Raw genomic sequence first — 21,359 nt, 5'->3', positions numbered from 1 at the left:
TTAAAATAAAAATAATCTATAAGAGGAAGGATGATATGCAAATAGATGCGAATATGAACTCAAATATTTTCTATCATGATGGCTATACATCTATCTCTTCAAATAGCTCAAAAACAAGCATGCTAGTATCTTCTGGCTATGACAAGAAAGATATTGTTAGAAGCAATGAAGTACATGTAGAACAAAGAGAGGATGCTAAAATTTCCCCTATAATTATTAATAAAGCAAGTGCCATACAGTTACAAAAAGACTTAGAAAAATTACAAGATCAAAAGCTAGATATTTCGCATCAAATTTCAAGCATCCAAAGCCTAAAAGATCGTAACTCTATGCAAATGCTTCATTACTTAAATTTAGAGCAGTCAGCCATTCAAAATAACATTTTAAGTATTAAAACTCAAATGATAGAAATGGCACAGGCTAAAACTAAGCCTTACCAATAATAGTTTCTAAAACTAAGCAAAAATCCTCTAAAAAATATCCCATTGATTTATAAAAATTGCTAGTTGCGTCTTTTTGGATATCTCTTGAAAGCTGTTTAGCATAAGGCAAGAAAAATGAGACACTAAAAGCTGCAAGAAGTTTCATAGACTCATTAGATGCTTCGCTTTTTAAAATATTTGCTATTAAAATTAGCTGATTTGAGATGCTATCAACCTCGCCCATCTTTGGCTGAAAATTTATAGCCTTATAAAATTGAGCTAGATCATCTCTTGCAGAAGAAAAATAGTAACTTGCCTCAAATTTTGACTTTAAAATGACAAAATCGTCACATAAAGCAGCACTACTTTCATCTTTAATAAATTTGGTATAAAGTTCATTGCCTTTTTTATTTGCTTCGCTATTAGTCTGCGTTATCCACGCATTTGTCTTTTTGATACGCATAAAAGATGAAACATCCAAAATGCCACTAAAATTTGCAGCAAGCGCAGCCGCTACAACGCTATAAAGTTCTCCAAGTTTCAAATTTTAATCCTTAAGTCGTAGATATCTAAGTCTAAGTGCGTTTAAAACGACAGTAACAGAGCTAAGACACATCGCCATTGAGCCATAAACTGGGCTTAAAAGTAGCCCAAAGACAGGGTAGAGCACGCCTGCAGCCACCGGGATACAAATCGCGTTATACATAAACGCCCAAAATAAATTTTCTTTTATGTTTGCCATAGTAGCATTTGCTAATCTAACTAGTCCAGTCACTCCACGCAAATCATTTTTAACAAGCACGATATCTCCGGCACCCTTTGCGATATCTGAGCCCGAGTTCATAGCGATACCAACACTTGCTTCTTTAAGTGATGGTGAGTCGTTTACGCCATCTCCAACAAAGATAACGCCACCATGATTTGTAAGCTCTTTTATCTCATTAAATTTATCTTCAGGCAGCATATTTGCGTGATATTTACTCACATTTAGCTTCTTGGCAATACTTGCAACCACCTTCTCATCATCGCCTGAAAGGATCACACTTTGTAAATTTAGACCTGTAAGCTCGTTTATAACATCGCTTGCCTCGTCTTTTAGCTCATCACTAAGCGTTAAAAAACCAACAAATTTTTTATTTATAGCACAAAGTATGACGCCGCTTCCATCGTTTGTAGCCTCTTTTATAGCGTTACTTTCATCCGGATTTAAACTTACTTCATTTGCCAAAAGCAGCTTTTCGTTTCCGATTATTATCTGATTATTCTCATCCTCATAGATGATGCCTTGCCCGACAACATTTTGAAATTTTCCATTTAGCTTTTGTAAATCTATACATTTTTGCTTTGCATATCTAACGATAGCTTTTGAGATGAGATGCTCACTTAAATTTTCAGCAGAAGCGATAAGAGCTAAATCTTGCTCGCTTAAATTTGAGCTTTTGACGCTGATTTGCCCTTTACTAAGTGTGCCTGTTTTGTCAAATGCTACGAATTTAGCATCTTTTATTAGCTCTAAAACTTCTGGATTTTTTACTAAAATTCCAGCTTTTGCACCACGTGCAAGCGAGCTTACTATTGCTATTGGCGTAGCAAGTCCAAGAGCGCATGGACATGAGATTATTAAAACGCAGATCGCGCTAGAGATCGCATAGGCGAAATTTCCACTAAAAATTATCCATATTAAAAATGTAAGAACTGAGATCGCCACGACACTTGGCACAAAGATGTTTGCTATCTTGTCAGCCAGCCGTCCGATAGGCATCTTTTTAGAGCTAGCGTCGCTTAGTAGGTTTAAAATTTGAGATAGCAAGCTCTCGTAAGAGCTCTTTGTCACCTTGACGCTTATGTAGCCATTTGTGTTTAGAGTGCCGGCAAATACGCCATCTCCCACCTCTTTATAAACTGGCAAGCTCTCTCCTGTAAGCATAGAAGCATCTATCTCAGCGCCACCTTGAACTATCACGCCATCACTTGGAATGTTGTAGCCATTTTTTACGATGACGATGTCGCCTGCTTTTAGCTCATTTACATTTACCTCTTTACTATGTCCATCTGGCATGACCAAAAAGGCGGTCTTTGGCGAAATTTTAAGTAGCGTCTTTAGGTAGTCGCCTGCCTTTGCCTTTGAGCGCTCTTCAAGATACTTACCTAGCAAAACAAAGGCTATTATCATCGCTGCGCCCGAGACATAGACATTTTTTAGATCATCTGGGATGAAATCTGAAAAGATCACAACAAAAAGCGAGTATAAAAATGCACTGCCGCTTCCAAGAGCTACAAGCACGTTCATATCGTAGTTTTTGTTTTTAACAGCCTCTATGGCGTGAGCAAAGAAGTCTTTGCCACTAAAAGCTAGCACCAAAAAGCCAAGCGCTAAAATGGCTAAATTTACAACCACGCTAGGCCTTACAAACATCTCAAGCGCCATGATGACCATGCTCGCTAGAAATGCAAATATAAATTTATTTCTGATCGCAGTTATATGCTCGTCTCTTTTGGCTTCAAATTCATCAATATTTGTCGCCACAAAATAGCCAAGCTTCTTTATCTTTTGCTCTAAAACTTCACGCACGCTAGCGTCTTTTAGGACAAATTCGCCGCTTGCATTTGCAAAATTTACATTTGCTTCAAGCACCCCATCTATCTTTTTAGAAACTTTCTCGATAGCGTTTGAGCAATTTACGCAGCTCATTCCCGCTATATTTAGCTTGACTTTTAAAGGCATATCAAAGCTCCTTTATAACGTCAAATCCAAGATCAGCCATTTCAGATTTAAATTTTTCAACTTCACTATCTTTAAGATCAACCCTAACTTGTCTTGGCTCTTTGCTAAGATCAACTTCTATCTTGCCAAAGTCATCTTCAAGTGCGTTTTTTATAGTGTTTGCGCAGTTTTGGCAGTGGATATTGTTTGCTTCAAATGTTTTCATATTATCTCCTTTATCATATGGTCGTATTCATGTAAATTTACAATTTTCTTGACATTAAATTTAAAGCCCAAACTCTCGTAAAATTTACGAACTTTTGGCTTATTTGTATCTACTATTAATGAAACCTTTTTATGCCCTAGTTCTTTTGCCTTGACAAATGAATACCTTATGAGCTCTTTTGCAAGCCCTTGGCCTCTAAAATTTTCATCAACAGCGATACTATCTATATAAAACTCATCATCAAAACACTCTTTTTCTACCTGGGCGTCTTTGCCAAGCGCCTTTAAATGCTGCAAAATTTCTATATCAAGTTGTTCCGCGTCGCCACCAAAATATACACACATAGCAGCGATAATTTCCTCATTATGTTTATAAACAAAGACATTTTTATAGCTTAGTCTATTTGTCTCACTTTTGAAAAAAATTTCTAAAATTTCATTACTTTTAATAGGATCATCGTAACCACTTAGCTTGTAGGCGATATCTTCCATCGCTAAATTTAGTAGTTTTATGCAGATTTTTGCATCTTGTTTTTGAGCATTTTTTATCATGGCTTGATTATATGCCTTTAGCTTAAATTTTTACCAAATATTTTTTTAAATTTACAAAGTTAGGCGCTTTGGCTGGCAAACTAAAAATGTTTTAAAAAAGTATAAAATTTTTTTAGTTATAATCCGTAAAAAATTTATTTAAGGATATTTATGGGACGAGCATTTGAGTACCGAAGGGCTGCAAAGGAAGCTAGATGGGATAAGATGAGCAAGGTATTTCCAAAACTTGCAAAAGCTATAACAGTAGCTGCAAAAGATGGTGGATGTGATCCAGATATGAACCCTAAGCTTCGTGCAGCTATCGCAGCAGCAAAAGCTGAAAATATGCCAAAAGACAACATCGATGCTGCTATAAAAAGAGCAAATGGCAAAGACAGTGCCGATATTAAGACTATTTTTTACGACGGCAAAGCCGCTCACGGCGTGCAGATCATCGTCGAGTGTGCGACTGATAATCCAACTAGAACAGTTGCAAACGTAAAATCGATCTTTAGTAAAAATGGCGGAGAAATTTTACCAAGCGGAAGCCTTAGCTTTATGTTTACGAGAAAGAGTGTTTTTGAGCTTGAAAAACCAAGCACAGACATCGAAGAGATCGAGCTTGAGCTGATAGACTACGGCCTAAGCGATATCGAGGCTGACGATGAGACGCTATTTGTATACGGTGATTATGCAAATTTTGGCACACTTCATGAAGGTATCGAAAAGCTAAATTTAGTGGTTAAAAAAGCTTCACTTCAATACTTACCAAATCAAACCGTGAATCTAAGCGAAGAGCAAATGCTTGAGGTTGAGAGACTTCTTGATAAGCTAGAAGATGATGATGATGTTCAAGCAGTTTATACAAATATCGAATAAAAGGGAAATACATGCGTTTTGATGAATTAAAAGTTTATGATATAAATTTAGATGAACTTAAAAAAGATAAATTTGTAGTTTTAGAGACAGACAAAGGCGAGATCAGACTTGAACTTTTTGCCGAAGAAGCTCCACAAGCTGTCGCAAATTTTATCCATTTGATAAAATCAGGCTTTTATAATGGTCTAAATTTTCACAGAGTTATACCAAATTTTGTCATCCAAGGCGGTTGTCCAAATGGCACAGGTACAGGCGGTCCTGGCTGGAGAATAAAATGTGAATGCGACAACCAAAAGGTAAAACACGAGCGCGGTAGCCTAAGCATGGCTCACGCGGGGCGTGATACTGGCGGATCACAGTTTTTCATCTGTCATAGCAAACAACCTCATCTTGATGGCGTACATACAGTCTTTGGAAAATGCGTTGATGAAGAGAGCCTAAAGGTGCTTGACGCTATAAGACAAGGCGATAAGATCATCTCTGCTAAGATCAGAGAAAGCCTGTAAAGGGGAAATTTATGAATAATACTAAAAAGCAAGGAAATCTTGCTGTAAGATTATTTACCAATCTTGCCTTTTGGGTTGTGATCGGTATTGTTGGTGGTGTTATCGTTGGCATGGTCGCGCCTGAGCTTGGTATAGCTAGCAAACCAGGCATTGATTATTTTATAAAAGCACTTAAAATTTTAATTGGTCCTATTATCTTTTTAACGATCGTTTCAGGCATCGTTGGGCTTGAGAGTTTAAAAGATCTTGGTTCTATTGGATTAAAGGCATTTATCTATTTTGAGATAGTTAGCACACTTGCGCTTGCTGTTGGTATCATCTTTGGCGAGACACTTCGTCCAGGACATGGTATGAATCTTGACTACACTCAGCTTGATGCCTCAAGCGTAGCTAAATTTACATCTCAAGCTGCAAATATGGACGCAAATAGCGGATTTGTAGCACATACACTTCATCTTTTAAGAGGAGCTGTGCCAGTAGATGACATTTTTCCTTACGTGCATATACTTGATCCATTTATAAAATCAAACACACTTCAAGTACTTTTCATGGCTATTATCGTTGCCATCGTACTTTCGCTGCTAGCTCATGATAAAAAACAAGCTTGCCTAAAGCCACTTGAATTTATTCAGCACTATGTCTTAAAACTTCTTAGTTGGCTTATGCTCTTTAGCCCGGTGGCTGCATTTTCGGCTATGGCTTATCTAATCGGTAAATTTGGTATCGGAACGCTTCTTGGCATGATGGAGCTTTTGGTTGTTATGGCACTTGCGAGCTGCTTTTTTATCTTTGTCGTGCTTGGCGTTATCTGCTATTTTGCGAAAATCAATGTCTTTAAATTTATGCGTTTTATTTCAAAAGAGGTATTGGTAGTCTTCGCAACAAGCTCGAGTGAAACGGCTCTTGCGCCACTTATGCAAAAGCTAGAATCAGCTGGTATAAATAGAGGCGCTGTTGGTCTTATCATTCCAACTGGCTACTCATTTAACCTTGACTGCACCAACATCTATCTAAGTCTAAGCGTTATTTTCCTAGCTCAAGCTTTCAATATCCCGCTAAGCTTTGAGCATTTAATAAGCATACTAATCGTACTAATGATCACAAGCAAAGGCGCTGTTGGCGTTACGGGATCTGGTTTTGTCGTCCTTGCAGGCACACTAAGCGCACTTCCAAGCACTGGCATACCAGTTGTTACCGTAGCTGTACTACTTGGCGTTGATAAATTTATGTCGGAGATGCGTGCAGTTGGCAATCTCTGCGGTAACGCTGTTGGTTGCATGATAGTTTCTATCTGGGATAAAAAAGTCGATATGGATAAATTTAGATACGCACTAGATCATCCAGAAGAATTTCACTTTCACTCATAATATACATTTATAACCATAAGGCAACTTTGCCCTTATTTTTTCTTTTTACCCTAAATTTATGCGATATATCTCCTCCTCAAACCTATAAAAATTTTTAGAAAACAACACAATAAATGATATTTGATAACTGGTTCAAGCACAAAAAGAAAAACTAGAGGCTAATTGTAATAGGAAAATTTTATTAGTAACTCATATATTTGGTAATATCTAATATTTTGTTACTTACTAGAATAAATTTACAAATGTAACACTTGAGATTGGAATTTAGAAGAGAGATATTTTAAATTTAGTCATATCAAAAATATCAACTAAAAAGACTAGCCTTGCAAGAAACTTTGCAAGGCTATACAAATTAAGCTTTTGGACCAGCTTTAGCGTATTCAACGCCCTCTTTTACATCTTCGTAACGTCTAAAATTTTCAACAAACATTTTAGCGAGCTTATCGCGTGAAGCGTTATACTCAGCCGGATGCGTCCATGTGTTTATAGGATTTAGCAGTTTTGTCTCGACACCATCAAGCTCTTTTGGTATAGCAAAGTTAAATTTATCAAAATTTTCAAATTCACATTTTGTGATGCTGCCATCAAGGATCGCATTTATGCAAGCACGAGTTGCTTTTATGCTCATACGCTTGCCAACACCGTAAGCACCACCACTCCAGCCTGTATTTACAAGATAGACATTAACGCCGTGCTTATCGATCTTCTCACCAAGCAATTTTGCATATACAGTTGGATGAAGTGGCATAAATGGCTCGCCAAAGCAAGCGCTAAAAGTAGCAACAGGCTCAGTTATACCGCGCTCTGTGCCAGCAACTTTTGCTGTGTAGCCACTTAGGAAATAATACATCGCCTGTTCTTTTGTCAGCTTTGCAACTGGAGGAAGCACGCCAAAAGCGTCAGCACTTAAAAAGATGATATTTTTTGGATGGCCAGCGCTTGAGCTTGGCTCGTAGTTATCGATGTGATAGATTGGATAGCTCACACGTGTGTTTTCAGTTTTTGAGCCATCTTTGTAATCAACCACGCCATTTTCGTCAGCCACGACATTTTCAAGTAGCGCATCACGCCTGATCGCTGCATAAATTTCTGGCTCACTACTTGGATCAAGGTTTATACATTTTGCATAGCAGCCACCCTCGAAGTTAAATACGCCATCATCGTCCCAGCCGTGCTCATCATCGCCTATTAGTTTGCGTTTTGGATCAGTTGAAAGTGTCGTTTTGCCAGTGCCAGATAGACCAAAAAATAGCGCTGTATCGCCTTTCTCGCCTACGTTTGCAGAGCAGTGCATACTTAGCTTACCCTCAAGTGGCAACCAGTAGTTCATCATAGAAAAAATGCCTTTTTTCATCTCGCCGCCATACCATGTGCCGCCGATTACTGCAACATTTTCCTCGACGTTAAAGATAACAAAAACCTCTGAATGTAGCCCATCAGCCTTGTAGTCCTCATTTTTTGTCTTGCAAGCGTTATATACTACAAAATCAGGCTCAAATTTAGCTAGCTCCGCTTCACTTGGACGGATAAACATATTTTTTACAAAGTGCGCTTGCCACGCTACTTCAGTGACGAAGCGGACTGATTTTTGGCTCTTTTTACTAGCTCCACAAAATGCATCTTGGATGAAAATTTCTTTGCCACTTAGCTGCTCTTTTGCTTTTTTAAGAAGCTTGTCAAAAAGCTCTTTTGTGATAGGCTGATTTATCTTGCCCCAAGCGATATACTTCTGACTCGGATCTTGTTTTACAAAGTACTTATCTTTTGGGCTTCTTCCAGTAAAAATTCCCGTATCAACCATAAATGTGCCGTTGCTTGAAACTCTGCCCTCGTTGTTTGCCTTTTCAAGCTCAAAAAGCTCATCATAGCTTAGATTGTGATTTATCTTTTTGATCTCTTTTAGACCTAGCTCGTCTAGTTTATTTATCATGTTATTTCCTTTTAAAATTTTCATTTCTTTATAAATTCTGACCTAAAAGTCATCAAAATGTTAATCAAATTTCGCTTAACACTATCTTTTTAAAAGTGGCAAATTTATTTAAATTTAGCCACCACTTGATTGCTTGCGATGCTTTGACCTTTGCTAACTTCAATAGAGCATATCACACCATCTTTTGGGGCTTTGACCTCTATCTCCATCTTCATTGCTTCAAGCACGACTACAGCTTGCCCTTTTTTGACATGGTCTCCTGCGCTTACTAAAATTTTATGCACAGCTCCCGGTAAGCTAGCAACAATATCATTTGCTGTTGCGCCTGCTGCTGCACTTTTTGCATTTTTTACACTCTTGCCTTCAACTTCGGTGATCGATTTTACTTGGATGCTATCGTTAAAGCCCTCGCTTACTTCGACATTGTAGCGGCTACCATTTACGACGACACTATATCTGCCACTTTGAGTTTGTCTGCCCTCGTTTGCCTTAGCGTTTGGATCTACTTTTCTTACATTTACTTTTGCTTCGCCTTTTAAAAATGCGATGCCTTTTTCTTTACAAGCTGCTGCTATAAAAACATTTTCTTCGGTGACTTTGATCTTATTTTGTTTTAAAATTTCTTTTACGTGTGCAAGCGACTTACTCTCGTCTTTATCTGCTATATCAACTGCGTGTTTTGTAGTTGGTTTTAAGCCTAGTTGCTCGCTTGCAAGCTTGATGATCTCTTGATCAGGCGTAACTGGGGTCTTGCCAAAGTAGCCAAGCACCATTTTGCCGTATCCCTCGGCGATCTTTTTCCACTTGCCAAACATCACATTATTAAATGCTTGTTGGAAGTAAAACTGACTAACCGGAGTCACTGAAGTGCCGTATCCGCCCTTTTGCACCACTTCGCGCATAGCAAGGATGACCTCTGGAAATTTATCCAAGATGTTGTTATCTCTCATCATCTGGGTATTTGCTGTAAGCGCGCCACCAGGCATCGGTGAAAATGGTATGAGTGGGCTTACTTGTACGGCCTCAGGTGGCAAGAAATACTCTTTTAAGCAGTCATTCAAAACGCTTTCATATTTTAAAATTTTCTCCACGTCAAGTCCGCCAAGATCATAGTTTTTGCCTTTTACTGCGTGAAGCATAGTTAAGATATCTGGCTGGCTTGTACCGCCACTTACTGGGCTTGCGGCTAGATCTATACCATCAACGCCAGCTTCAAGCGCTGCAAGATAGCAAGCCACACTTACGCCTGCGGTTTCATGAGTGTGAAGTCTGATGTGAGTTTTTTCTGGCAATAATTTTCTAGCCATTTTTATGGTTTCATAGACCTTTTGTGGGCTACTTGTACCACTTGCGTCTTTAAAGCAAACGCTGTGATAAGGGATATTTGCGTCTAAAATTTCTCTTAAAATTTTCTCATAAAATTTAACATCATGTGCTCCCACACAGCCACTAGGCAGATCCATCATTGTAACTACGACTTCGTGTTTTAGCCCGTGATGAGCAATCCTCTCGCCTGAATATTTTAAATTTTCAACGTCATTTAGTGCGTCAAAATTTCTAATGGTGGTGGTTCCGTGTTTTTTGAAAAGCTTTGCGTGAAGGTCGATTAGCTCGCGGCTACCAGTATCAAGTGTAACGGTATTTACGCCCCTGCTTAGGGTTTGAAGATTTGCTTTTGGTCCTACGATGCTTCTAAATTTATCCATCATCGCAAAAGCATCTTCATTTAGGTAAAAATAAAGGCTTTGAAATCTCGCTCCGCCACCAAATTCAAAATGCTCTATGCCAGCCTCTTTGGCTGCTTCAAGCGCGGGCAAAAAGTCATTCATAAGCACTCTAGCGCCATAAACTGACTGAAAGCCATCTCTAAAGGTCGTATCCATAACATCGATAAATTTCTTCGCCATCACCCACCTCATTAATTTTATAAATTTATTTAAAGAATTCATAGAAAATGGCTAAATTGATTAGAAACTCGAATTAGCCATTTTGCTTGTTTTTTGGTATTTTACAACCAAAAACTTTTATATCATTTAAAAAGTGAGAGTAAGAAGTTTAATAATCCGCCGTGGCTCGCATCAAGCATTGGCTTTAATTCCATTAGAAAGACGCAGAAAAATACAAGCACAGCAAGCTGAATAAAAATATAAGGCACAACGCCTTTATAAATAGCAGTCGTTTTTATCTCAGCTGGTGCGACTGACCTTAGGAAAAATAAGCTAAAACCAAATGGCGGCGTTAGGAATGAAGTTTGCAAATTCATCGCAACTAAGATTGCTAGATAAATTGGATTTATACCAAGCTTTGCGGCTATTGGTACCAAGATAGGAAGCACAATGTATGAAATTTCAACAAAGTCGATAAAAAAGCCAAGCACAAAGATGACAACCATGCTAAAAATGATAAAGCCCCACTTTTCACCTGGTAAATTTGTCATAAATTTTTCAACAATCTCATCGCCACCAGTGTAACTAAATACCATAGAAAAAGCTGTCGCGCCAACAAGTATAGCAAAGACAAGTGCTGTGGTTTTTACGCTTTCAGCCAATGCCTCTTTTATCATAGAAAATGAAAAAGTCCTATAAAAAATAGCTAAAATAATGGCTCCAACGCAGCCAAAAGCTGAACTTTCAGTTGGCGTAGCGATACCTGCAAATATAGAGCCCAGTACACAAATAACAAGTAAAAGCGGTGGAAAGATAGCGATTAGTGCTCTCATGATCTGCTTAAATTTACTAACACCGCTCTCATCTTTTACTACCGGTGCTGTATCTGGTTTCAAATAAGCAACAATCAAAATATAAATGATATAAACTGCTACTAGCGTGAGTCCTGGGATGATGGCTTGATGAAAAAGCTCACCAACTGGCACTGAAAATATATCACCCAAAATAATCAGCACGATAGAAGGTGGAATAATCTGTCCAAGCGTACCAGCAGCACATATAGTACCACAGCCTAGCGCTTGGTCGTATTTATACTTTAACATAACAGGCAAGCTTATAACGCCCATTGCAACAACACTTGCACCAACAACACCAGTTGAAGCTGCAAGAAGTGCTCCAACCAAGATAGTGCTAATAGCAATACCTCCGCGAATTTCTCCAAAAAGCATACCCATGCTCTCAAGTAGCCTCTCAGCTAGTTTTGACTTTTGAAGAACAACGCCCATAAAGACAAAAAGTGGAACTGCTATAAAAATTCTACTCTCCATGATAGAAAAAATTCTATAAGGCATGAAGTTAAACATATCTTTGAAAACTTCGATACTTCCAAGTAGTCCATCTCCGTCTCCAATGCTCTCAACAATACTGCCAATCATACCAAATATCATCGAAACTGCGCCAAAAGTGAAGGCTACTGGAAAGCCAATACCTAGCATCAAAAGTGCAGCTATAAACATTATCAAGCCAGCCATTATTCCCCCTTTTTAGCTTTTTTGTAAAGATTAAAATTTCTTATAAAAAAGCCGATCGCAAAAAATACAAGTAGATAAAAAGAAAAAGGAATAAGTGCTTTTATGATCCATCTGTGAGTAAGACCGCCTGGATCTGCACTAGCTTCAGCTGAAGTATAAGCATCACTCACAAATTCAAACGATAAATTTGAAACTAAAAGTGCAAATGGAATTACAAAAATAACAGTTCCTATCATATTTACAAGAGCTTTATTTTTTGGTGAAAATTTAGCATAAAAGATATCGACTCTAACATGTGCATCTTCTTTTAATGCATAGCTCATGCCAAGCAAAAATATTACAGCAAAAAAATGCCACTCAAGCTCCTGAAATGCAACGTTTCCATAAGAGAAAAAATATCTTGCCACAACGTTAAAAAAGACATCTATTATCATCAAAGCCATAATAAACATGCAAATATAGCCGACTATATCACCGACCTTATCAAAAAATTTCTCAACTTTTTGCATAAACAACCCTTAAAAAAACAATTTATTTATCATGATAATAAATACACAAACTGGCGCTATATATCTTAATAAAAAATACCATGCACTAAATACAAAGTCGCTCATATATGGACTAAATAGCACATAAAGTGCCTCTCTTTTCATAAAATATCCAACAAATATCGCTCCACCAATACCACTAATTGGAAGCAGAACATTTGAAGCGGTAAAGTCAAGAAAATCAAAGAAATTTTTACCAAAGAGCATAAATTTGTCGCCAACATTTTCTATATTTGATAAAAGACATAAAAATCCTAATACAAAAACACCGGCTCCAACTATGCTAAGAGCTTTTATCCTGCTAATGCCATACTCTCTGATCAAGAAAAATACAAACGGCTCTACGATAGAGATAGCTGAAGTAATGCCAGCAAAGATAAGTGCTGCAAAAAATGCCACAGCTAAAATTTGACCTATCACACCAAGCTTAGCAAAGAGCGTTGGAAGCGAGATAAAGACAAGTCCTGGTCCTTGAGACGGCTCTGCGCCAAATTCAAATATAAATGTAAAGATAACAAGACCCATCATAATGGCTAGGACGATGTTTATAAAAACGATACTTAGTGTAGAAGTAGCTAAATTTGTATCGTCACTTAGGCTAGCTGAATATGTAATGATCGCTGCCATACCAAGAGATAGTGTCCAAAAAGCAAGCCCAAGAGCAAGCAAGAGCGAGTTAAATGAAATTTTGCTAAAGTCAGGAACAAGTAAAAACTCAGCCGATTTTGTAAAGCCATTCATCGTCATAGAAAAGATAAGCATAATTAAAACCATGATAAATAGGCTTGGCATCATCCAAACATTTAGCTTTTCAATGCCACTTTTCACACCTTTTGAAAGGATAAAAAAGCAAGCTACAAATGCTATAACAAAATAAAGCGTCTGCTCGCCAAGACCATGCGTAAGAAGCTCGTTAAATATTACTTTTGAGCTTTCTATATCGTTTGGAAGACCGGTAAAAGATAGTGTGAAATACTTAAAGACCCAGCCGATGATCACGATGTAGTAAGATGAGATTATAGCTGCGGTTACCATAGCTAAAATTCCAACTAGCTGCCATAAATTTTTATTTTTATTCGCCAGCTTTCTAAAGGCATTTACACTATCGCTCTCACTAAGTTTGCCAATACTTAGCTCTGCCATAAAGATAGGTATGCCAACTAAAAACGTTATCAAAAGATATAAAATAACAAATGCTGATCCACCATTTTCACCGACCATATATGGAAATTTCCACGCATTGCCAAGTCCAACAGCTGACCCTGCAACTGCTAAAACATAACCTATTTTAGAAAACTGTTCTTTTGCCATTATGCAATCTCCCTTACTAGCACCACAAAAACTAGAACTGGTGCCACAAACCTTATTAAAAAATACCAAATTTTAAAAACAATCTCACCCATATAAGGCAAGAATAGCTCTTTTAAAAGCTCAAATTTCATAAAGTATCCAACAAAAATAGCAAATATAATGCCACCAAGTGGGAGCATAATGTTTGAGCTAAGATAATCAAGCAAATCAAAAAAGCTCTTACCAAAAAATGTAAGTGCTTCTTTAAAATCGCCAATACCGCTTAATGCACATAAAATCCCTAAAACATAAACTACGGCACCGACAATAATAATTGATCTATTTCTACTAAATCCCAAACTTTTATTTAAGAAAAATATAAATGGCTCGACTAGCGAAATAACCGATGTTATACCAGCAAAAAATAAAGATGTAAAAAATGCAAAAGCCAAGAAATTTCCAAGCAAACCAAGCTTTGCAAATAGTGTTGGCAATGAGATAAATGCTAACCCTGCACCCTTTGATGGCTCTGAGCCAAATTCATAGGTGAATGTAAAAACTATAAGTCCTATAATTACGCTAATAATTATATTTGCAAAGACTACATAAAGCGATGAAGTGAATAAATTTGTATCATTGCCTAGGCTTGATGAGTAAGTTAAAATGCAGCCAATGCCAATACACATCGTAAAAAAAGCTAACCCAAGAGCATTTAAGATAGCGCCTTGATCTATCTTTGAAAAATCAGGTACTAGTAAAAATTTAGCCGCCTCATCAAATCCATTCATACCAAAAGAGTAGCCAAGCATAAGCAAAAGCAAAATAAAAAGTGCCGGAATAAGATATACATTTATACGCTCTATTCCACTTTTTATACCTTTTGTAAGTATAAAAAAGTAGGCAAAAAAGGCGATGCTAAAATATAAAATTTGCTCCTCTATGCCCTTTGAAGTAAAATTTATAAAAAGCGCTTCTGAGCTTGCCATATCTTTTGGAAGCTCGCCAAGACTTAAGATAACGTATTTTAGCACCCAGCCAATGATAAGCGTATAAAAAGATGCGATGAATAACCCTGTCACCATCACAACACCAGCAAATTTCCAAGAATTTGCCCCCTTTGTAGCTAGACTTTTAAATGCCCCAACCGTATCAAGACGAGAAATTTTTCCCATTGCCATCTCAGCAAAAAATATACTAAGGCCAACAACAAAAGCAAAAAATAGATATATAAGAATAAATGCTGAACCACCGTTATTACCGACCATATATGGAAATTTCCATGCATTACCAAGGCCAATAGCCGCTCCAATAATGGAAAGTATAAAACCAACTTTACTAAATCTATCCATCATTTACCTGCTATTTGATAGATCATGATGGCACAAATTGCGATTGGTACGATGTATCTTAGAGCAAAATACCAAATTTCAAAAAATGCTTTTCCCATAAATTCTCCAAAAAGTAGATGCAAGCTCTCTTTTTTGAGTTTGTAGCCCACAAAAAAGCTAAATATGATAGCACCTATTGGCATCATAATATTTGATGTAAGAAAGTCGAGTGCGTCAAATACTGGCTTGCCAAATATACTAAACGTGCTGGCCGTATCAGAATAGTATGAAAATATACAAAAAATTCCCAAAACATAGACAAAAGCGCCTATATAAAGAAGTGCTGCCTTGCGTGAAATTTCAAATTTTCTAACCAAATAATAAGCAAAGGGCTCGATCATCGAAACTGCACTCGTGATACCTGCAAACAAAAGCGATATAAAAAATGCAACCGCCATGACGTTGCCAACGACGCCAAGCTTTGCAAAAAGCGTGACAAGCGAGATAAAGATAAGACCCGGGCCACTTGCCGTGCTATCAGCTCCATAAGCAAATATAAATGTAAATACCACAAGCCCCATCATAATGCCTATTAATATATTTATAAAAATGATAGAAAGTGTTGATTTTATTAAATTTGTACGCTCTGGTAGATTTGCAGCATATGTTGGTATGACGCCAACGCCCATAGATAGCGAAAAAAACGCAAGTCCAAGAGCCTGTAAAATCACATCTGGCGTGATCGCACTAAAATTTGGTACAAATAAAAATTTAGCCGCCTTGACAAAGCCATCTCCCATGCTAAGCGCGTAAAAAAGCATACAAACAAGCAAAACAAAAAGACTTGGCATCATCCAAATATTTAGCTTTTCTATGCCACTTTTTACGCCTTTTGAAACGGCAAAAAATACCATTAAAAAAACTATGCTAAAGCAAAGTACACTACTAGTTAAGTCATTTGCTAAAAGGGTATTAAACTGCGCTGCTGCTTCTTTTGTATCGGCCAAAAGTGGCGAAAAACTAAGATAGATATACTTTAAAATCCAGCCAATAACTACCATATAAAATGAAGCTATCAAAATTGCGCCGATCATAAAAAAGCCAGAGAGAGACCACGCTTTTTTATGCTTTGGAGCAAGCTTATAAATAGAGCTTACGACGTCGCTTTCACCGAGCTTTCCTATACTAAGCTCCGCCAAAAACGCCACAAATGCGATAGCAAATGTAAGGAGCAAATATAAAATTATAAATGCTGAACCGCCGTTGTTTCCCACCATTGTAGGGAATTTCCAGGCATTGCCAAGACCAACAGCAGAACCAGCCATCGCAAGAACAAAGCCTATTTTTGAAAATTTTTCATTTATCATTGATTACCTAAGATTAAGAATAAATTAATTTTTTTAAAGATAACATAAAAAAACTTTTATTTTTCTAAGCCAAGAATTTTTTATAGGCAATTTAAATTTTTAGTGTTTTTATTTGAAACAAAGTTTTGTTTTTGTAATATTACGGCTCATAAAGTTTAAGTAGGGGACAGATCCGAAAGAGCTTTAAAATTTTAAAGGAGCAACGATGAAAAAGATCGTGTTTTTAATTCTTGGTCTTGCTGCATTCGCATTCGGCGCTGATGGTGAGATGATCAAATCATATTCAGTTATCGCTGGCGGTATCGGCCTTGGCCTTGCAGCTCTTGGCGGTGCTATAGGTATGGGAAACACAGCTGCTGCAACTATCAGCGGAACAGCTAGAAACCCAGGTGTTGGTAGCAAACTTATGACTACAATGTTTATCGCTCTTGCGATGATCGAAGCACAAGTTATCTACGCACTTGTTATTACACTTATCGTTCTTTACGCAAACCCAATGCTTGGATAAGCGTAAAGCTTGAAATCAAGCCCCTCCTTGGGGCTTTCTCTTTTTGCGATCATGGTGGAATTGGTAGACACGCTATCTTGAGGGGGTAGTGCCGTTAGGTGTGCGAGTTCGAGTCTCGCTGATCGCACCATCTAATCTTACACTTCAAAATTCAAGATCTTACAAAATTTAAAAAGGGGAATTTATGCTAGATAAAAAGCGTGCTTTAAAACAGCTACAAAATGAAGCAGATGATACCGCTATCTATACGTTACTTGAAGCTAGTGAAAAAAATGAAGAAAATAAAAAAATACTTCGTAAATTAGTCACTGAGGAAAAACGACATTATGCTTTTTGCCAAAAGATAACAGGTGAGAGCAGAACTGCAAATTTATTCAAAGTCATCTTCTATACGATACTTGTTAAAATTTTTGGTACATCTTTTACTTTAAAATTTATGGAGTCACGTGAAGAAGACGCAGAGCAATTTTATCTTGGTATTGTTGATGAGTATCCTGAAGCTAGAGATATTTATAATGAAGAAGTAAATCATGAAAATAATTTAATTTCTATGCTAAAAGACACGAAACTAGTCAATGCCGGTGGTATCGTTCTTGGTATGAATGACGCATTAGTTGAGCTAACTGGCACGCTAAGTGGCATCGCTCTAGCTTTTTCAAATACAAAATCAGTTGGTGCAACGGGCCTTATCATGGGCATTGCAGCTGCTCTTTCTATGGCAGGGTCAGCCTATCTCGAGTCAAAAGAAAATCCAAGTGACGAGATCAAACCGCTTACCTATTCGCTCTACACAGGTGGTTCGTACATCATAACAACGGCATTTTTGATACTTCCATTTTTTATCTTTTCAAGTAGTATTTACGCTGTCTTGTCGATGTTTTTCTTTGCCTTTGTTGCCATTATCACTTACAACTTTTACATAAGCGTAGCAAAAGAGCTTAAATTTTTGCCAAGAGTGATTGAGATGTGCGTGATAACTTTTGGTGTTGCGATCATTTCATTTGGTATTGGTTTTTTAGTTAAGCACTATTTTGGCCTAGATATTTAATCCAAAATTTCATACCAAGTGTAGCTATCGTCTCCAAACTTCCCACTAAATAGTGGTTTTAAATTTAGATCGAGGCTTAAATTTTTACCATCCTTAAAATTTGAGCTTTGATAGATAAGTAGCCATTTTACGTTTGCCAGTTTGCCATCTTTTGCAAGTTTTAAAAACTCACCAGCGCCTTCAAACATACTAAGTCCTTTTAAGCTAAGCTTTTTTTGAATGCTAACTTTGCGACCTGGCACGCTAAAGAGCGGTATTGTCTTATCAAATTTATCACTTCTTGAGTAGATTATGACATCTGGATTTTTACCGCCACTTACTAGCCTACTGTCAAGCTTTGGGCGATCAACTCGCACTGTGTTGCCGCCGATCACTAGCGTATCTATAACGCTTCTAAGTTTATGGACGTGCTTGCGGCTAAGCTCATTTGTGATGATGCCGCCACTTGCCACACCATTTTTGCTAAGAGCTATTTTCAAAAAACTAAATCCGCCATTTTGATAGGCTAAAAATGGCTCGAGCAGCTTATCGCAACGCTCTTTTAAAATGCCAAATTTAACTCTCACCCCAGCGCTTTTAAGCAAATTTGCGCCGCCACTTGCTACCTTATTTTCATCATGGCTGCCTATTATCACCTCGCTAAAGCCAAGTTCTTTTAGCAAATTTGCACAAGGTGGCGTTTTGCCGTGATGCGAGCAAGGCTCAAGCGTGACGTAGGCTTTTGCGTTTTTTAGTAAATTTGAGTGGTTATTTAGTATAAATTCGTAAGTAAATTTTGGCTCTAAAAGGCCAAAGTCGCCCTCTTTTATATTAGAGCTAAATTTATCATTATACGCTTTTATAAAATCATCTTTAAATTTTTCACTTTTTTTGCAAAGCGCAAAGAGTATTGCTGTCGGTTCAGCGTGTAAATATCCAGCTTTTTCATGAGCCTTGCAAGATAAAATTTGACCATTTTCATCAAGGACAAGGCATCCAACGGCTGGATTTGGATAGGTTAAGATCTGAAATTTCCAAGCCTCGCTTAAAGCAAGATCCATGTAAAATTCGTCGTTCATCTTAGCAGACTATATTTATTTTCCTATATCTTTTATCTCATCAACAAGAGTTTTTGAGATCAAATCGATATCGGTCGGCTCATCCTCTGCATCCCACTTAAATGCAGCAATCTCTGCCAAAACCGCGATCTCTTTGAAATAGCTATATTTCGTTGTAGAAACTGGTATAGCGTAAGAGACCAAAAGCCTATCATCGTTATCATAAATTTTCACGCTATAGCGAAAGTGTGGCTTGTTTAATGCCTTGCCACCCCAGTTAAACCATCTTTCATAGTCCATTTGTATTTTTATCTTGAAGCTATTTTCGTTCCCTAAAATGCCCTGCTCTTTTAGATGCTTGTTTATAAATTCCACAAACTCGTCACGAAGTTCGCTTTCATTTTTATAGTTAGTGTTGTGCTCGTATCTGATTGGTTGATTTGTCAATGTTAGGTTAAAATCGCTAACAATGTATTTAGTCACGCCTTTTTGTATCGGCGTTGGCTCAACATTATATTTATATCTTCCCTCACATCCAACGAAGAAAACACTTAAAACTATTAAAAAGAGTATTTTTACAAATTTCATACTTTTCATAAATTTACGACAAGCCGTCGATCTTTCCGTCTGCGTCTATCTTCATATTGACAGCGGCTGGTACTTTGGGAAGTCCTGGCATCAGCATGATCTTACCGCAAACCGCGACGATAAAGCCAGCTCCCGTTCTAATATCAAGGTCTTTTACGCTAAATGTAAAACCCTTTGCTCTACCCAAAAGCTTCGCATCATCGCTAAATGAGTACTGAGTTTTGGCAATACAAACTGGCAAATGGCTCAAATTTAGCTCTTTTATCATCTCAAGCTTTTTAAGAGCAGCCTCTTCAAAGACTACATCGCCCGCTCCATAAATTTCCTTAGCGACTTTTTCTATTTTAGTTCTCGTATCATCGCTCATCTCGTATGTGAAATTTATCTTACTCGGCTTATCGCACGCCTTTAAAACTAGCTCGGCAAGCTCAAGTGCACCTTTGCCACCTTTTAAGAAATTCTCACAAACTGCCACTTCTACGCCAAGCTCACGGCAATACTCTTTTACAAAATTTATCTCTTCATCACTGTCAAAGCCAAATTTATTAAGCGCCACGACCACATTTTGTCCAAATTTACCTTTTAAATTTTCGATGTGTCCGCCAAGGTTTTCGATACCTTTTTTAAGGGCGTTCATATCTGGTTTTGTGATCTCATCTTTATTTGCTTCGCCGTTATATTTTAGCGATCTGATCGTGCTTACAAGCACTACAGCGCTTGGTTTTATCTCAGCAATCCTGCATTTTATATCTAAAAATTTCTCAGCTCCAAGCTCTGAGCCAAAGCCAGCTTCAGTGATGACATAGTCTGCTAAATTTAGAGCTGTTTTTGTCGCGATGACCGAGTTGCAGCCGTGTGCGATGTTTGCAAATGGACCACCATGCACGAGCGTAGGTGTATGTTCAAGTGTTTGAAATAAATTTGGCTTGATAGCATCTTTTAAAAGTATACAAACAGCGTCCTGACAGCTTAGATCACGCACATAGATAGGCTTTTTGTTGCTATCATAGGCAACCATGATGTTTGCCACGCGCTCTTTTAGATCAGAAAGGCTCGTAGCCAGACAAAGCACAGCCATGATCTCACTTGCTGCGGTGATGTTAAAGCCATCTTCTCTTGGCACGCCGTCCGTTCTGCCGCCCTGCCCCACAGTGACAAATCTAAGCGCGCGGTCGTTCATATCCATACAGCGCTTCCATAAAATTCTCTCTATTTTTAGTGGGTTTTCTTGATAGAGGCTATTATCTATCATCGCTGAAATTAGGTTATTTGCCGATGTTATCGCGTGAAAATCGCCAGTGAAGTGTAAATTTAGATCCTCCATCGGCGCAAGCTGCGAGTAGCCACCACCTGCTGCTCCACCCTTTATGCCAAAAACTGGCCCAAGAGATGGCTCGCGAAGTGCTAGGCAGACCTTTTTATTAAGTAAATTTAGTGCGTCAGCAAGACCTATTGACATAGTCGTTTTACCCTCGCCATATGGGGTTGGATTAGTCGCGGTGACTAAGATGAGCTTTGAGTTTGATGGCTCAAGTCTAGGAGAAATTTTAGCCTTAAATTTGCCGTAAAGCTCAAGATCGTCTTCGTTTAAGCCTAGTTTTGCGGCAACTTTACTGATATGTTCTAGTTTCGTTTGATGCGTTATCTCGATGTCGCTTAGCAT

20 protein-coding genes and 1 tRNA gene are annotated in these 21,359 nt (G+C 37.8%); 7 read left to right on the top strand and 14 right to left on the bottom strand.

Annotated features, from left to right (window positions below; all coding sequences use genetic code 11):
- Positions 1-35: 35 nt before the first annotated feature.
- Positions 36-443, top strand: coding sequence for a hypothetical protein (locus A3835_02910; GenBank protein ID ORI08506.1), 408 nt, complete (start codon positions 36-38; stop codon positions 441-443).
- On the opposite strand, the gene A3835_02905 is transcribed toward A3835_02910, so the two are convergent.
- Genes A3835_02905 through A3835_02890 form a run of 4 tightly spaced genes read right to left on the bottom strand, consistent with a single transcriptional unit; the run spans position 427 to position 3,903 of the window.
- The gene (locus tag A3835_02905) at positions 427-966 is read right to left on the bottom strand and encodes an oxidoreductase (GenBank protein ORI08505.1); all 540 of its coding nucleotides are present in this window, start codon (positions 964-966) and stop codon (positions 427-429) included. The two genes, A3835_02910 and A3835_02905, sit on opposite strands and share 17 nt — an antisense overlap.
- Positions 967-969: 3 nt before the next feature.
- On the bottom strand, positions 970-3,147 hold the full coding sequence (locus A3835_02900; protein ID ORI08504.1) for an ATPase P: 2,178 nt from the start codon (positions 3,145-3,147) through the stop codon (positions 970-972).
- A 1-nt stretch (position 3,148) separates the two neighbouring features.
- A complete protein-coding gene (locus A3835_02895; protein ID ORI08503.1) occupies positions 3,149-3,352 on the bottom strand; it encodes a heavy metal transport/detoxification protein in 204 nt (67 codons plus the stop codon).
- Positions 3,349-3,903, bottom strand: coding sequence for an acetyltransferase (locus A3835_02890; protein ID ORI08502.1), 555 nt, complete (start codon positions 3,901-3,903; stop codon positions 3,349-3,351). Before A3835_02890 ends, A3835_02895 begins: the two co-directional genes overlap by 4 nt.
- Before the next feature lie 150 nt (positions 3,904-4,053).
- Here A3835_02890 and A3835_02885 point away from each other — a divergent pair, with 150 nt between their 5' ends.
- Genes A3835_02885 through A3835_02875 form a run of 3 tightly spaced genes read left to right on the top strand, consistent with a single transcriptional unit; the run spans position 4,054 to position 6,634 of the window.
- Complete coding sequence (locus tag A3835_02885) at positions 4,054-4,761, top strand: transcriptional regulator (protein ORI08501.1); 708 nt, start codon at positions 4,054-4,056, stop codon at positions 4,759-4,761.
- An 11-nt stretch (positions 4,762-4,772) separates the two neighbouring features.
- Entirely contained in the window at positions 4,773-5,267 is a 495-nt protein-coding gene (locus A3835_02880; GenBank protein ORI08500.1) for a peptidylprolyl isomerase, read from the top strand.
- Between the two features lie 11 nt (positions 5,268-5,278).
- Positions 5,279-6,634 (top strand): C4-dicarboxylate ABC transporter, encoded by a 1,356-nt coding sequence (locus A3835_02875; GenBank protein ID ORI08499.1) that lies wholly within the window; start codon positions 5,279-5,281, stop codon positions 6,632-6,634.
- Positions 6,635-6,986: 352 nt separating this feature from the next.
- Here A3835_02875 and A3835_02870 read toward each other — a convergent pair whose 3' ends face one another.
- The 7 genes from A3835_02870 to A3835_02840 form a co-directional block, all read right to left on the bottom strand.
- Complete coding sequence (locus tag A3835_02870; protein ID ORI08498.1) at positions 6,987-8,564, bottom strand: phosphoenolpyruvate carboxykinase (ATP); 1,578 nt, start codon at positions 8,562-8,564, stop codon at positions 6,987-6,989.
- 104 nt (positions 8,565-8,668) lie between these two features.
- Positions 8,669-10,471 (bottom strand): biotin attachment protein, encoded by a 1,803-nt coding sequence (locus A3835_02865; GenBank protein ORI08757.1) that lies wholly within the window; start codon positions 10,469-10,471, stop codon positions 8,669-8,671.
- A gap of 122 nt (positions 10,472-10,593) precedes the next feature.
- Positions 10,594-11,982, bottom strand: a complete 1,389-nt coding sequence (locus A3835_02860) for a C4-dicarboxylate ABC transporter (protein ID ORI08497.1) — start codon at positions 11,980-11,982, stop codon at positions 10,594-10,596.
- Entirely contained in the window at positions 11,982-12,491 is a 510-nt protein-coding gene (locus tag A3835_02855; protein ID ORI08496.1) for a C4-dicarboxylate ABC transporter permease, read from the bottom strand. The genes A3835_02860 and A3835_02855 overlap by 1 nt, the downstream gene beginning before the upstream one ends.
- Positions 12,492-12,500: 9 nt before the next feature.
- A complete protein-coding gene (locus tag A3835_02850; protein ID ORI08495.1) occupies positions 12,501-13,841 on the bottom strand; it encodes a sodium:alanine symporter in 1,341 nt (446 codons plus the stop codon).
- On the bottom strand, positions 13,841-15,172 hold the full coding sequence (locus A3835_02845; protein ID ORI08494.1) for a sodium:alanine symporter: 1,332 nt from the start codon (positions 15,170-15,172) through the stop codon (positions 13,841-13,843). The genes A3835_02850 and A3835_02845 overlap by 1 nt, the downstream gene beginning before the upstream one ends.
- Positions 15,169-16,512 (bottom strand): sodium:alanine symporter, encoded by a 1,344-nt coding sequence (locus A3835_02840; protein ID ORI08756.1) that lies wholly within the window; start codon positions 16,510-16,512, stop codon positions 15,169-15,171. Before A3835_02840 ends, A3835_02845 begins: the two co-directional genes overlap by 4 nt.
- Before the next feature lie 208 nt (positions 16,513-16,720).
- Here A3835_02840 and A3835_02835 point away from each other — a divergent pair, with 208 nt between their 5' ends.
- The 3 genes from A3835_02835 to A3835_02825 all read left to right on the top strand — a co-directional run bounded on the left by A3835_02835 (position 16,721) and on the right by A3835_02825 (position 18,071).
- A complete protein-coding gene (locus tag A3835_02835) occupies positions 16,721-17,023 on the top strand; it encodes a F0F1 ATP synthase subunit C (GenBank protein ID ORI08493.1) in 303 nt (100 codons plus the stop codon).
- A 45-nt stretch (positions 17,024-17,068) separates the two neighbouring features.
- Positions 17,069-17,153 (top strand) — tRNA-Leu (locus A3835_02830).
- Between the two features lie 54 nt (positions 17,154-17,207).
- Positions 17,208-18,071 (top strand): rubrerythrin family protein, encoded by an 864-nt coding sequence (locus A3835_02825; GenBank protein ORI08492.1) that lies wholly within the window; start codon positions 17,208-17,210, stop codon positions 18,069-18,071.
- Here the strand turns inward: A3835_02825 and A3835_02820 are convergent.
- Genes A3835_02820 through A3835_02810 form a run of 3 tightly spaced genes read right to left on the bottom strand, consistent with a single transcriptional unit; the run spans position 18,068 to position 21,359 of the window.
- Positions 18,068-19,129, bottom strand: coding sequence for a bifunctional diaminohydroxyphosphoribosylaminopyrimidine deaminase/5-amino-6-(5-phosphoribosylamino)uracil reductase (locus tag A3835_02820; protein ID ORI08491.1), 1,062 nt, complete (start codon positions 19,127-19,129; stop codon positions 18,068-18,070). The genes A3835_02825 and A3835_02820 overlap by 4 nt on opposite strands.
- Before the next feature lie 15 nt (positions 19,130-19,144).
- Positions 19,145-19,696, bottom strand: a complete 552-nt coding sequence (locus A3835_02815; GenBank protein ID ORI08490.1) for a hypothetical protein — start codon at positions 19,694-19,696, stop codon at positions 19,145-19,147.
- Positions 19,697-19,709: 13 nt separating this feature from the next.
- Complete coding sequence (locus A3835_02810; protein ID ORI08489.1) at positions 19,710-21,359, bottom strand: formate--tetrahydrofolate ligase; 1,650 nt, start codon at positions 21,357-21,359, stop codon at positions 19,710-19,712.

The organism is Campylobacter concisus (assembly GCA_002092835.1).
In the GTDB taxonomy this organism is placed as follows: domain Bacteria; phylum Campylobacterota; class Campylobacteria; order Campylobacterales; family Campylobacteraceae; genus Campylobacter_A; species Campylobacter_A concisus_K.
This window is presented reverse-complemented; position numbering and strand designations above follow the sequence as displayed.